8 protein-coding genes are annotated in these 14,589 nt (G+C 46.8%); all 8 read right to left on the bottom strand.

The window, feature by feature from the left end; translation table 11 throughout:
• Nucleotides 1-125: 125 nt before the first annotated feature.
• The 8 genes from QF041_RS01295 to QF041_RS01260 all read right to left on the bottom strand — a co-directional run bounded on the left by QF041_RS01295 (nt 126) and on the right by QF041_RS01260 (nt 14,562).
• Complete coding sequence (locus QF041_RS01295; RefSeq protein WP_307410953.1) at nt 126-1,760, bottom strand: AraC family transcriptional regulator; 1,635 nt, start codon at nt 1,758-1,760, stop codon at nt 126-128.
• 216 nt (nt 1,761-1,976) lie between these two features.
• Complete coding sequence (locus tag QF041_RS01290; protein WP_091017941.1) at nt 1,977-3,827, bottom strand: ABC transporter ATP-binding protein; 1,851 nt, start codon at nt 3,825-3,827, stop codon at nt 1,977-1,979.
• A complete protein-coding gene (locus QF041_RS01285; RefSeq protein ID WP_307410950.1) occupies nt 3,824-5,596 on the bottom strand; it encodes an ABC transporter ATP-binding protein in 1,773 nt (590 codons plus the stop codon). The genes QF041_RS01290 and QF041_RS01285 overlap by 4 nt, the downstream gene beginning before the upstream one ends.
• Nucleotides 5,597-5,920: 324 nt before the next feature.
• Entirely contained in the window at nt 5,921-9,607 is a 3,687-nt protein-coding gene (locus QF041_RS01280; protein WP_307410947.1) for a dynamin family protein, read from the bottom strand.
• 308 nt (nt 9,608-9,915) lie between these two features.
• Nucleotides 9,916-10,188: a hypothetical protein gene (locus tag QF041_RS01275; protein WP_017687779.1), complete on the bottom strand. Its 273-nt coding sequence runs from the start codon at nt 10,186-10,188 to the stop codon at nt 9,916-9,918.
• Between the two features lie 23 nt (nt 10,189-10,211).
• On the bottom strand, nt 10,212-10,907 hold the full coding sequence (gene nth, locus QF041_RS01270; RefSeq protein WP_036607558.1) for an endonuclease III: 696 nt from the start codon (nt 10,905-10,907) through the stop codon (nt 10,212-10,214).
• A gap of 163 nt (nt 10,908-11,070) precedes the next feature.
• Nucleotides 11,071-13,809: an S-layer homology domain-containing protein gene (locus QF041_RS01265; protein WP_307410944.1), complete on the bottom strand. Its 2,739-nt coding sequence runs from the start codon at nt 13,807-13,809 to the stop codon at nt 11,071-11,073.
• A 72-nt stretch (nt 13,810-13,881) separates the two neighbouring features.
• Nucleotides 13,882-14,562 (bottom strand): GerMN domain-containing protein, encoded by a 681-nt coding sequence (locus QF041_RS01260; RefSeq protein ID WP_036607562.1) that lies wholly within the window; start codon nt 14,560-14,562, stop codon nt 13,882-13,884.
• Nucleotides 14,563-14,589: the final 27 nt, after the last annotated feature.

Below are 14,589 nucleotides of genomic sequence, written 5' to 3'. Positions count from 1 at the left end.
TGTACCCCCTATAGGTCATTAATATATGACAATGTCTAATCAATAATAATTATCATTATCACTACGATATAGGAGTAGTATAATAAAATATGTTCAGGCATGATATTGACTATTCAGACTTTTTGCTATGGACGATCTTGCCATAACTTTAATATTTCATCCAACATAAGCTCATGGGTAAACGCAGTGTAGTCCAGCAGGACGCTCGACAAAAGGATATCCATGCTGCCATTCTGTACAGCTAACAACTCAAGCCATTCTTCAGACTTACGCACAGCAGACCATGTCTGCCTGGATGTCTCATCATCACCCACAATCAGCAATATTCTTTCAACGTTGAGAACAGATAGCTCCTTAATGGTCACTGTGCCCCGTTCCCAATAAGTCTCAACTCCTTCGGGACCCTCCATTTGCATATCATCGTAAAAAACGGAAGCAATGCTCCTTGGGCCTAACATCTGCAATGCTTCACCATGAACTTTGAGTATAACCAGTTTGTCTTTTCGTATGAAATCTGTAAGCTGATTCTTAATGATCTTTACCTTCTCTTCATATCTTTGAAGCCATACCTCTGCAATATCCGACCTGTCCAAAAAGCTTGCAACATATCTCAAATGCTCTCTCCAATCCCCTTTTTCCCACGGGAGGTCACACACTGGAGCAATGGATTGAAGCTGACTTTGCAGAGACTCAGACTCCGTCCCAATCGTAATAATATAATCAGGATTAACTAATCGAAGCTGTTCCAGCCAAGTGGTCTCACTCTCTGCGAGTGGCATAACTTTGTCCGTTTCATATTTACGTCTGTAATAGTATGTCCATGGATGACTTGCCTGCGCGGCACATGGAATGATCTGCAATGCAAGCAGTATACCAATGCTCAAAGAATGAACTGCAGCAATTTTTTGTTTGCTATTACGTATAAACGCTGCTGGTGGAATGCCAGAGATTTGCTTGAATTTACGCCGAAAATACGTCTCATCCTGATAACCCACATACGATGCCACATCCTTGAGTCGATAACTGTGATCATTTCTCATTAAGATCTGGGCTTGTTTAATTCGGTATAGCGTTAAATAGTCCACTGGACTGTAACCATACCTTTTCTTGAATAAACGCATGAAGTGTCGAGGGCTCATTCGTGCCACATTTGCTAATTCCTCAATGGTTAATCTCTTCGAATAATTCTGCTCCATGTAGCCTTTAACATGTTCAATTGGTGAAGCCAGATCCGTCTTTTCGGCACAGGCCACGTTGTAAAACATGGTATACAACAGTTCCTGAAAACGAATCTGACCATAGTACCTTTGCAAACCATCCTTCTTCAATGTGTGGTGGTAAATCATCTGACAGATCACGCCAACAGCAACGGGCGAAGATGAGCTGACCTCGCCATTCACTTCATTACGTAAAAGTTGCTTCATCATTTCAAGGGCCGTTCCACCCTCCTGCTCCAGTGCATACATGACATCAAAACTCATGTGATACACGCCTCGTTCATCCAACGAATGCACATTTGCCTCAACCAGTTGCCCCGGGAAGCCTACATACAGTCCTCCCGCCTTTAATTCAATGAAACTGCCATCTATCTTTAACCACCCTTGCCCACTGGCTACAAATAATAACATGTATGTTTCAATGAAGTGTTTCCTCAGAAGCCACTCCGTCGCAGGATCACTCGTATAATTCACGTGAAGGAGTCTAAAATTCATATGATCCAGGTGATCCAAATGCTTTGAATTTATTTCGTTGTTGTCCATCTGCATTGATCTCCTTCCAGCCATGAACGATTGTATTGATTTCATTCTTCAAAAATATAACATACCACACTAACGAATAAAAAAAACACTCCGGCTATCCTCTAACCTGTCTTCAATGAATAAGATGCACTTATTATTGAAGGATCAGGCTATAGAACGCCAGAGTGTTATAAGTTCATATGTGTTCAGACGCTTCACAGGCGTCCGAAGTTTTCATTACAAAAATCTGTATTGAGCTTCAATGAGCCCATTATAGACACCTTGTTTTTGGATCAGCTGCTCATGGTTGCCCTCTTCTTTAATTTCACCATGATCCAGGACGATAATGTTATCTGCATTCCGTATGGTTGAGAGACGGTGAGCGACCATAAAGGAGGTTCTTCCCTGCAACAGCACCTTCAACGCTTCCTGGATTTTAAGCTCTGTCTCCGTATCAATGCTGGCTGTAGCTTCATCCAGGATCAGTATGCGTGGATCAGCAAGCAGCGCACGGGCAAAGGATAACAATTGTCGCTGTCCCATGGATAATACGTTCCCGCGTTCCTCTACTTCGGTATCATATCCGCCAGGCAGCTTCATGATGAACTCATGTGCATTGACTGCTTTGGCTGCGTCCTCCACCTCTTCATTCGTTGCATCCAGTCGTCCAAATCGAATATTGTCACGAATCGTACCCGAGAAGATGAAGGTATCCTGTAATACAATGCTGATCTGGCTGCGTAAACTCTCTACCGTTACATCCCGCACATCCTGTCCGTCAATGGTGAGACGTCCGCCGGATATATCATAGAAACGACTGATCAGATTGATGATCGTACTTTTACCTGAGCCCGTATGACCAACAAGTGCAATCGATTGTCCCGCAGCCGCTGAGAAGCTGATTCCTTTAAGCGCCTGTCTGCCTTTCTCGTATTCGAACACAACATTTTCAAATGCGATATCTCCTTTAATAGAAGGAAGTGGCTTGGCACCTGGTTTATCCGCAATACTTGGTTTTTCATCCATGAATTCGAAGATACGCTCCGATGATGCCATCGCAACCAGCAACTGATTGTACATCTGTCCCAGACGGTTGATTGGGTCCCAGAAGTTGCCGACATAGTTGGCAAAAGCAACAAGTAATCCCACAGTCAATTGACCTTCCTGAATCAGATAAGCACCAAACCAGAAAAGGATTAATGTACCGAATCCGCCGGTAATCTCAATCAGCGGTCCAAAGCCTTGGTTCATCGCTGATGCTCTATCCCATGACTTTTTGCTGGACAGGTTCATGTTGTCAAAGTATTTCATGTTCTCTTTTTCCTGGGTATAGGCCTGAGTCACTCGAATCCCTTGAATGGATTCATTCAAGTGGGAGTTAATCCGGGAGTTCTTCATGCGCACATCCTGCCAAGCACGACGGATCAGCACCCGCAGTTTGGTCGAGATGATAAACATGATTGGCACCGTAATGATTACGGCAAGGCCCAGTTTCCAGTTAATCAACAGCAAGATCACAATGATCCCGAGCAGCTGTACGCAGTCGATCATGACGTTAACTGCACCGTTCGTGAACAGATCCTGAAGGGAGTTAATATCATTCGTAACACGTACCAGTACGGATCCTGCCGGTCTTTTGTCAAAAAAGTTAAAGGACAGCTTCTGGATATGCTTGAACAGATCCGAGCGAAGGTCATAAATAACACGCTGTCCGATAATGTTTGTCAATTTGATCCGGTACGTATTGGCAGCCCACTGAATGAGATACAACACAAATATGGAGCCTGCGATAAGATACAGCATAGTCATGCTTGGCAACCCCGTTGCCGGTGCGATGGCCCGGTCAATTGCCAGACTGATCAGAAACGGTACGGACAATTTCGTAATGGTACCCAAGATCATCATTAGAATAACAAGTGGTAACAGTTGTTTCGCATATGGTTTCATGTATGCAAACAAACGTCCGAACTCTTTCCAGTTAAACGGTTTTTCAATAATTTCATCGTCCTGATACACAAATCGTTCATTCAGTTTCTTCTCAGAGGCCCCTTTGGCCTCGCGCCTGTCTGCTATCGTTTCGGCACTCATGAATTCACCTGCTCCCCAGCCTCCCGCTTACCGCGGGCAATATAATCTGCATATTGAATTTTATAAACATCCTGATATGGTCCAGGCACTTCAATGAGTTCGGTATGTTTGCCACGTTGTACTACGCGACCTTCATCGAGCACCAGAATCTCATCTGCATGTCGTAGTGAAGAAATACGGTGTGCAATAATAAATGTCGTTCTGCCGCGCATAACTTCCTGGAAACCGGATTGAATCTCGTGTTCTGTCTCCATGTCCACGGCGCTTGTTGCGTCATCAAGTACCAGAATTTTCGGATTTTTCAGCAAAGCCCTTGCGATTGCAATCCGCTGTTTCTGTCCACCCGATAAACCCATACCGCGCTCACCAACCACCGTGTCATATCCGTCCAGGAACTCCATAATGAAGTCATGAGCCTTAGCCAGTTTGGCTGCACGGATGATCTCATCCATGGTGACGTTCTTAAGCCCGTAGGAAATATTATTACGAATGCTGGATGAGAACAGGAATGTTTCCTGGAAAACGGAAGCGATCTGACTCCGCAAACTACGAATACCTATATCTTTGATGTTTTTGCCATCCAGCTTGATCGTTCCCGAGTTCACGTTATAGGCACGCATCAGAAGCTGAATGATGGTCGATTTACCAGACCCTGTACCCCCAAGGAAACCGATTACAGAACCGGGTGCAGCATCAAAATTAATATCGGTTACCGCTGGCATTTTGTTGCCGTAGGCAAAGGTAACGGATTCAAATGTCACATGGCCGTTCACCTGGTCTGCCTCCACAATGACCGGATCTTGCGTTTCTTCCACGTCCACTGGCGTATTGAGCAGTTCGAGCACCCGTTCACCTGAAGCTTTGGATTGCGTATAGTTGTTGATATGGAACCCAAGGTTCCACATTGGACCGATTATGTACCAGATCAAACTGAAAAAGGCAACGAGTTCACCGAGTGTCAGCGTCTTCTGTATAACCATTCTTCCACCGATCACCAGCAACAGAACGATACTCACCGAAGCAAGAATCTCCATGATCGGAAAATAGCGACTCCACAATGTTGCGGCATGAATCTGATTCGTTTTGTAACGTTCATTACGTGTGGAAAATTTCTCCACTTCATAAGGCTCACGTGCAAAGGATTTTACCGTACGTACGCCAGTGATATTCTCCTGTACCGCTGTTGTCAGTGAACTGAGCGCCAGCCGCATCTCCTGAAACGCAGGGTGAATTTTGGATTCGAATCTCAGCGCAACGAAGGCAAGTAATGGGATGCATATGAGCGTGAACAGCGTCAGCTGCCAACTCATGGTCATCATCATGATTGCGCCGAATACGACCATCAAAACCATGTTGAGAATCTGGGCGAAACCAAATCCGATAAAGTTACGGATGGCTTCCAAATCTCCCGTGAGGCGGGACATCAGATCACCTGTCTTGGCCGTATCATAATAACGGAAGGATAAAAATTGAAGCTTTTCATAACATGCGTTACGAAGTCTGTACGCCAGGAAGTTACCCAAGCGTCCTCCAAAAAAGCCATGTAAAAACTGCATTCCCGCTTTCAAAATAACTACACCTAACACTGTCAAGGCAATTATGGGAACGTCTTCAAAAGTTCGCGGAACAATGATGTCATCAATCAGTATCCTCAGCATGTACGGATACACCAACCCAAGTGCGGTCGCTAAGGCGAGGAACAAGATTGATACAAATAAATACGTTCGCTTTTCCCAAAAAAAGATTTGCAGTTGCCTAAGAACATCCATGTTTCTCCTCCTCTTATGTCGTTCAAAAATACTATGAACATTTATGAAGTTTATCACCGTACCCCATTCGCGGCAAAGCGAATAACAGACCATATTCTGCCTGCTTTCAGCTTATTGACGCATTAACGAAGGTAAATACCCACCTTTCAATCAAATGTTTGAATATTCTCTTTATTTCAGGTTGTTCGTACCAAAAAAAGGCTCCCTATATGCCTTTTCGGCAGGGGCCTTTTTGGGTTGATTTTCGCAACATTTTCAATGTGTTGCTGTATCATTCATTTTGTTTTACAAAGACTTCCAGAGAATACGTGTTATGCCTTGATTTTAACTGCGTTCAATCTGTTCCAGTTGGTTAGACAAGCTGGTCCATTGCTCCGCCGGAATTCCGCTCTCCAGTGTATCTTGAATTCCACTTACCGCCTCGTCCAGACGTTCTTCCAACTGACGGGATTGGTGTTGCAAGGATTGACAGAGCTGGTTGTCATAAAACTGAATCAGTTTGTCTTGCGCAGCAGGAAGAACTTCAATGATCATCTGTTTGAGGACAGGATCAAGTGCCTCTTGTAACCGCTGACGCCCATCCCCTTCGAAGAACTGTTTCGGATTGCGGAAATAATTCAAATAGCTTTTCCATCCGGACGGTTCTTCCAGACGAACTTCTTCAAGCACAGGTGTGCTCCAGCGTTCGTTCAGTGGCAGTGACACATCCACGCCTCCTGATAACTGTCTCACCTCATCTATACATTCCGTAACTTGCTTCATCAGCCAGGTCTGACCTGCCTGTTCAAGTCTGAGGGTGGTAGCAAGCAGTTCCTGCTCCAGTTCAATGGCAATCATGCGTAACAGTTCACGTCCACAGGCTGCAAAAGCCATCTTCAGATTGCCCCGATCCTCCCGAAGTACGGATGGATGGAATGCTTCTGCCATGAATAGACCAAGACGATAGGCAAGTCGCTGCCGCACATGGAAGAGTAATTCTGCTGTTTCCTGTGACAATTCTTCCTTCATGGATCTTGCTGCAAGTTGCTGTATGCGCTGGCGTGACTGTCCCTGGATAGTCTCCAGTTCATCCCGCCGTTGCTGCAATACTTCCTCCCCCTGAGCCGCATCTTCCGCACGCTTCTTCAGCCGCTGAATGACACGTGCCATCTCTTCGGAAGCTCCACCGACAGCAAGATCAGCTAATTCTCTGCCTGCAAATTGGTTAAACTCTTCCTCAAAACGGATAAAACCGGATTGTTCCAGCAGCTTCGAATCACCTGCCATCTTGCCTTCCATCGCCAGTATGCTGGATACCGGGAAGAGTCGTGGTGCCCGAATTCCATTACTGCGCAGTTGGGTGCTCACGTGATCGAGAACCTGCTCCAGCTCTTCCTCAGAGGAAGACAAGTCACTGGCATTCACAACAAAGAACATCTGATCCATGGCAGAACTATCCTTAACACGTCCCAACTGATTCAGGAACTGGCGATCTCCTTGTGAGAAAGCATGGTTGTAATACGTTACAAAAATGAGTGCATCCGCATTCTTCATATAATTGAAGGTTACACCCGTATGACGAGCATTGACGGAGTCCGCTCCTGGTGTGTCTACCAATACAATGCCTTGTTCAGTCACATCGCAACTGTAATACAGATCGATACTGTCTACAAAACAGGACTTCTTCTCGTTTGCGACAAAGTTACGATAACCGTCCAAATCCACCAGCACATCCTGACCTAACTGGTCCGCTGTTTCTTCCCAGCCGGATGCTGCTGCCTGCAAAAAGCTGTAATGCGGGCGCCCCGCGGGATGCACATCCTGTGGCGAGAGGGAACGTACTCGCTTCTGCCACTCGGTTCCAGGCTCACCCAGTCCGAGTAATCGGAAGGAATAGCCGAGATCTTCCTGGAAGGCGTCCCGGGTCTTCATGCGGACCCGGGCTGTTCCATGCTCCGCGCCCCCGGCAGGAGCCATAATCCGGTTAATCGCCGCTGTTGTTGGATGCGGCGAGACGGGTAGTACAGCTTCGCCCAGCAACGCGTTGGCGAAGGAGGATTTGCCAGCGCTGAATGCTCCGAACAGCGCCAAAGTGAACGTGCCACCCGCAAGCGAAGCCGCGCGTGCACGCAGATCCCGTACCGCCGACCCCATGGCGGGGTACGGCTCCACCAGCGCAGCAGCGGCTTCAAGTCGTGCCGCTGCTGCGTCCAGGCGTCGGCGGCGTTCAGCGCCAGCCGCCGACGATGGCCCAGGCACCGCCACCGCGACTGCGCGCTGCGCTGGCGGTGCCTCTGACGTCTGTGGCTGCGCAGCCACAGACGTTGACGTGCCCGCATGCGAACCGGGAGCTTCGCCCGGTTCAGGCACCGCGGGCACGTGCGGGCCCTTCACCTCCGGCAATAGCCCGGAGGGGAGGGGGCCCGCATGGGGCAGCAGGCTGCGCAGCTCTGCTGCCTCTGCGGCGGCGCTGCGCTGGAGCGCTGTGTAACGCGCCGCCGCCGCGGATTGCGCCAGCAGCGCTGCGCGGCTGGCTTCCAGCGTCTGGAGCGCGGCTTCGCCTCGCGCCCCCAGCGCTTCCAGCATGCGGTCGGCCAGCATCATGGCCGACCTGCGATAGCGGGCCTCAATCTCGCCCCGCACATCTTTACTGAACTGAATCACATACTCGGGAGATACCTCTGCACTGGCACTACGTTTCATCTCCAATAATTCTTCATCTACAGCAGGCAGCTCCGTATTAAGTGCCTGCTCCCACTCCGCTCCCCATACCTGATGAGATTCACCCAGCTGTCTAAGCATTGTACGAATATGTACCTCAACTTGCCCGGAAGCCTGATCCTGTAACAGCCGTACCAGTTCAGAAGCACGACGTTGTTTCTCCTGCTCGGTTTTGCCACCTGAGAACAATAAACCTACCCTGAAACTTGGTTTGCGGCTCTCCAAATAGGCGGCAGCCGACGCACGAATATCCGCAGGTGTAAGATTCGCATTTGCCAGAAGAGGCTCAAGCTCTGCCCGGAATTTCTCACGCAATCGCGAAGGCCCGGTACGAATGTCTGCTGCTTGTTGATCAAGAAGCTCCAGCTCTCGTTCCAAGCGTTCAATTCCTTCCTTGCCACCAATCTCATCCAGCAGGGAATTCTCTTCGTCTTCACGTTTCTCCGCTTCTCTCGTCAGATGTTGCTCCGTTACATGACTGGCCGAACTTGCCAAACTGTGCGTAATTAACGCTTCCTTCTCTTGCATCATGTGTCCAATGAGTTCCGGAAGCACATCCCACTGGTTGTAGCGATGCTGCTTGTCGCGGAGGGAAGTAAACAACAGTCCGTCATATCTGACTTCCCAGGCCGCAAATATAGCTTCGACACCTTCGGTATATTGGTCAAAAGAGAGCTCACGCTCCCGATGCTTGTCGATCTGGTTCACGATCAAAAACAACGGTTTGCCCCAATCCGACAGACTCTTGGCAAATGAAAGGTTTGTCTCGGACTGAACATGATTATAGTCCATGACATAGAACACCACATCCGCCAGATGGAGCGCTGAATGGGTTGCGAGACTATGTCCGCGATCTGTTGAATCCACACCTGGTGTATCCAGCAGGACAGCATCATCTTTCAGCAGAGGAATATCATCCCATACCTCAATCGAGCTGTAAGCTCCACCATTTTTGCAATACGCCTCCAATTCCTCTGGAGAAACTTCAAGTGTTCCTGCTCCATTGTCAGCGCTTACGTTTGGAGTAGTATAGATAAGCGCTCTTGGCTTACCATTACGTATGGATACCACATTTGCACTTGTTGGCACAGGACTTGAAGGCAGGACCCGTTTACCACATAAACTGTTGATGAGACTCGATTTGCCTGCAGAGAAATGACCACAGAACGCAATTGTCAGATGTTTCATTTCCGCCTTGCTGATTAAATCCGTTATAGCCTGTACAGCCGTATGGTCCCCTGTCTGCTCCATCGCTTCACGCAGCGGAAGCAGAGGTTTGGCCATTTCTTTTGGGTAATCTGTTCTGGACATGACTGGCCTTCCCCCTGGCTCCTCTAATTTGACATCCGTTTCGACGTCTATCTCTTTTACAACATATATTTTAACATTATCAAGTTTGAATTTGAACGGTTGGAATTGAATATACATAAATGAACGTATAAGTTCTATAATCTAAAAAAAATAAAACCGAACAAGTCGGTTTTATCTGTAATACGTTTTATACTCGGTAATTAGCAAATGCTTACGCCAAGTGTCTGTTGCATGAATGCGATGCGATCACCTTAACCACAACGATCCTCATGACATTAATACAACAGAACCAATAGTGTAATCACTTCTTATGAAACTGCGTTCTCCATGGAAGGCAGCAAGATTTCAAATACTTGTCCATGTTGCAGAATTGTGATGTCTCTGCCTTTGTCTCTCATAACAACAACTTCTGGTTTAACGGACATACGCTCCAGATAATGTTCAGGCACATCGCCAGAGTGGCTTACAGTGATTCCTTCTACTTCTTTTTCTTCATTTTCAGCCATTTCCTGTTCAACGATTTGTTCAAAGATATCGGAGAAGGCCTCAAAATTGTCAGTGTACACGGAAATGCATTTCATGATTATTCATCCTTTTCTGCTCATTAATTTATTTTTCGTTTTCGGGTGGTGACACGTTCCTTATCTTTCCTGATTTGGGACGTTTTCATACGTTTTTTCCCTTCCCTGCATATGTCCAGCAATGGACAGATATGACACGCAGGGTTCTGTGCCTTGCAATGGTAGCGTCCAAAAAATATAAACCGGTGGTGAGTTAAAGTCCACTCGTCCCGGGGTACGCGCTTCATTAGTTTCTTTTCGACTTCAAGTACGGAGTCATCCCAACCTGCAAGCGCCAGCCGCTTGGATACACGTTCAACATGAGTATCTACCGCAATTGCCGGTACTCCAAACGCATTGGAAACAACTACATTCGCGGTTTTCCGCCCGACACCTGGTAGCGTCACAAGCTGATCATGTTCCTGCGGTACATCGCCGCCATACTGCTCTATTAAAATTCGGCACATGTTCTGAATATGCTTGGCCTTGTTCCGGTACAAACCGATTCGCCGAATATCCTGTTCCAACTCTTCGAGAGGAACCGCCAGATAATCTGCTGGGCTTCTGTACTTCTGGAACAAATCTGCGGTTACCTTGTTAACCGTTTCATCGGTGCACTGGGCAGACAAAAGGACAGCTACCGTCAATTCAAATGCATTGCTGTGATTTAATTCGCAATGTGCATCAGGAAACATTGCTTCCATAGTTTCGAGTATATGTCTAACCGTCGCTGCATTCATGAAGAGCTACCTCCCACAAAATGACTCCACTCTGCGGAGCCTTACTTCGAAGCTTCATCCGAGTACTTTGCGGGGACCTCAAAAAGCTTGCAAAAAAAACGTCTTGATGCGGGAAAGATCCCGTATCAAGACGGTCATTCTTTTGATCCTCGAAAAGAAACGATTACTGTTTTTGAATCTCCAGAATAACATTGTTCAGGAGATACAATACAATATTATCATTATCTCTGAGAGATTGCACGCTTAAAGTATTGTCACCCTGGTGAACAAATACACTTGATCCGAGTGCAAAACGATAGTTTGTGTCTGCTGTCGTTTCCCGTTTAACCAAAATCTGGTTACCCACGCCATCATAAGACCAGAATTGTTTGCTCATGACAGTTAGTACTCTGAACCGTGTGGAATTATCCGTATCTTTTGTCATTTCCACACGATCTCCGACTGTAAGACTAGTCAATGAAGTTAATGTGGAGCCAGATTTTACGACTTTAACAGAACCGCTAACAGGCACGGTTTCAGTCTGGCCGTTAAACTGTTTGAGCGTTACAGATGAAGCATCCACCCCTGTAACTTCAGCCAGCGTACGCTTCACAACTTGAACCGCTTTTGGCGTAGCTCCTTCAAACGTTACATTAATCAGGTTGCCTGCTGTCAGTTGTGAAGGCGTGATCGTCTGACCACTCTCTCCTGTCAGTACCGCTTGATCCACGTAGAACTGACTTGTCAACAGATCGGATTTTACTCGAATACGACTATTTGCTTCCAAGGCAACCACTTCGAATTGAGCCACAGTGTTCAGTGCAACCTTCTGCACTACATCCTGATTTGCTCCAAGCGTTACAGTCACTTTGTCACCAATCTTCAAATCTCCCAGACTTGCGCCCGATTTGTTATAGATCTCAACCGTAGGTGCGGTAGTATAAGGCACTGTAATCGTCTGATTACCAGACAACACACTGATTTTCTTGCCAGAAGTATCAATGTTGCTGATCGTACCTTCATACTTGTAAATCACTTTAACGGACAACGCACGTGTTCCCACATAGGTCAGATCCAATTTGCGGCCATCATTTAAGAGTGACTCCAGACCAGCCAGTGTAGGTTTGGTCGTATTGTAGTCCAGTTTAGTTTTTTCGTCCAATGTAAATACAAACGGTTTTTTGTTGTTGTCCAACACGGTAAGCACCTTTGTTTTACTATTGTAAGACACAACCGTTACGCCGTTCATAGGCTCCATTTGGCGTCCAATGATCTGAATACGCGTTACCTGGTCGTCAGAGTTTAATGTCAACTCCACCTGATCCCCGTTCGTTGCATCCGTGATGAGATCATTCAGCGTTGCATCCTGAATGCCATTGATAATAACTTCCGGCTTTTCAGTCAGCAGTTTCGCCTCAAGGGAACCCCCTTCACGTTTGAACGTTAACGTGGACTGGTTGCCACCGATCTCAACCAATGTTCCGCGCACAGATTGCTCCACACCTTGAGACAATGCGATTGTTTGCAAAACACTGTCTTTTACGGTGTATTTCACGGCACTGCCGGCTTTGAGATCAGCCACTGACATGATACGGTTTTGATATGTGATAAGCAGATTATCATTGTATGCAAACTGCTCTGTAGCACCTGCTGCATTGACAAGTTTTATCGTTTTACCAGAAGTAGACACTTCAGCGATTACGCCATTGTCACTCTTGTTAACAATGCCGGATTTCACACGAATAGCGACTGTTTTTTTGTCAGCTGAGAACGTCTCACGCTGTACTTCAATGATGCTATCTGCCGTAATATCGGACAGTTTGATTGCATTACCATTCTGATCGATGAATGCAGTTGCCTCATCATAACTGTACGTTTCGTAATTCTCGCCCACAAAGATACCAATTTTATTACCAGACAATGAACGTGCAAATGTACCTTCAACACTTTCCACCTGCGGTGTAGCATCAACAACTTCCACATAGGAAGCCCCACCTGCAGAACCTACAACCATAACTTTCGTATACAGCTTCACATCTGTGGCGGAAGCACGAGTTTCACTGTCTTTCGTAAAGTAAGGCGTACTGCTGTTCACTGCGAAGTTAACGGCTTTGCCGTCCACAACCAGCGTGATCTGCCCATCTTTCAATCCTGTCACATAACCCGTGGATGTGTTCGGGTACGTTGTATCCGTTAACGATTCACCACGACTGAAGAAGGTAGCCAGTTGAGCACGGGTTACGGAACCGGTTGGATTGAATTTGTTGCCTTCCACACCTTTGGCCAGATCCAGGCTAACAGCCAGATTGACATAACCTTTACCACTTTCGGAAATACTTGCATTATCAGCAAATCCGGTAGATTGATTGTTTTGTGCCTTCGCTTCAGCATCCTTGTCCAATGAACGGATTAACAATTTCGTAATCCATTCCCGTGAAGCCGGCTTTTGACCCCAGGAGGTCTTGGATACATCCACCGTTGATTCTTCCGTTTTGTCAATCAGTCCCAGTTGAAGTGCCAGCGCGACATATGGCTTGAAATAATTTCCCACTTCCATGTTTGTCGGTAATGCCGCAGCCGTGTCGGTATTCAACTGGCCCTCTTGATTCATAAAACGGATTGCCATCGTTACAGCTTCTTGCTGTGTTACCGCATCTCCTGGACGGAACAGGCCGTTGTTACCGAGAAGAATACCTTGATATGCCAGTTTGTAGACATGTTTTTCAGCCCAGTATCCGACCTTGATGTCACTGAACAAACCAGTTGGTGCAGCCGTATTTGTTATTGCAGCAGTCTGACCCTGCCCCGTTTCTGTTGATTCTGCTGCCATGGCAGCTCCGCCGGCGCTAAGGGCCATCATGCCTGCAAGCACGGCTGATACTACTTTTTTAGAGTGTGATGGATTGTTATATTTAAAAGTCACCTATGATTCCCCTCTCTCATGTAAAACGACCCATATTCCGTGGATTCACGGTACAACAGTATGCTGTACAGCCTATTCGGATCTTGTCATTGGATGTTCAAGATCCACATGGCCCATCAGACTCTCCGTCTGCTGACCATCCACCAGTAAATCAAGTGATTTTACTTCATCAAACTGGAAGAACGTTTGTTTTAGAGCATCCAGCGCATAAGATTCTCCACCTGCTCCAAGACGTGCCGTATCTGGCATATGAATATCCAGCGCAAGAGCGCCATCCTTGAACTGAACAGACTTCAATTCAATTTCTTTAGACCACAGCGGAACAAGTTTAGCGTCTTTGCTCTGTTGCAGTGATTCAAAGGCAGCTTTATATTTGGCATCATCCGATGCGTATGAAATCTCTGCCGAAGCTTTGTGCAACTCCAGTTCTTCTTCATCCGTATAGAATACAGTGATTGTTTTCTTTTCATTACTTTCGGAAGTTGCCGGCTTCTCCGTAGACGTTTCGCTTGGCGGAGTAGTTGTAGTCGCTTCCTCTGAGCTGCCTTCCTCCGTGGATTCTGTAGGCGTTGTATTCTCTTCAGGCTCAGCAGTTACCGGTTCGGTAATTGTTTCACCTTCAACCTCGGTTACATTGTTTTCAGTTCCTGCGCCTTGCGTCTGATTCGGAGCAGCTGTTGGCTTGCTTCCACATCCAGCAGCAACTGCCATAACCGTTACCAGCAAGGCTGCAATCCATATTTTCTTGTTCATTCTAACTCCGCCTCCTCAACATAAGGG

The sequence above is a fragment of the Paenibacillus sp. W2I17 genome (assembly GCF_030815985.1).
Lineage (GTDB): Bacteria > Bacillota > Bacilli > Paenibacillales > Paenibacillaceae > Paenibacillus.
The sequence above is the reverse complement of the archived record's forward strand: the minus strand, read 5'-3'. Positions and strand labels throughout refer to the sequence as shown.

Excerpts from the sequence above, each read along its gene's own strand:
- QF041_RS01295 (WP_307410953.1), bottom strand. The coding sequence starts at position 1,760 with ATGGACAACAACGAAATAAATTCAAAGCATTTGGATCACCTGGATCAT.
- QF041_RS01290 (WP_091017941.1), bottom strand. The coding sequence starts at position 3,827 with ATGAGTGCCGAAACGATAGCAGACAGGCGCGAGGCCAAAGGGGCCTCT.
- QF041_RS01285 (WP_307410950.1), bottom strand. The coding sequence starts at position 5,596 with ATGGATGTTCTTAGGCAACTGCAAATCTTTTTTTGGGAAAAGCGAACG.
- QF041_RS01280 (WP_307410947.1), bottom strand. The coding sequence starts at position 9,607 with ATGTCCAGAACAGATTACCCAAAAGAAATGGCCAAACCTCTGCTTCCG.
- QF041_RS01275 (WP_017687779.1), bottom strand. The coding sequence starts at position 10,188 with ATGAAATGCATTTCCGTGTACACTGACAATTTTGAGGCCTTCTCCGAT.
- nth (WP_036607558.1), bottom strand. The coding sequence starts at position 10,907 with ATGAATGCAGCGACGGTTAGACATATACTCGAAACTATGGAAGCAATG.
- QF041_RS01260 (WP_036607562.1), bottom strand. The coding sequence starts at position 14,562 with ATGAACAAGAAAATATGGATTGCAGCCTTGCTGGTAACGGTTATGGCA.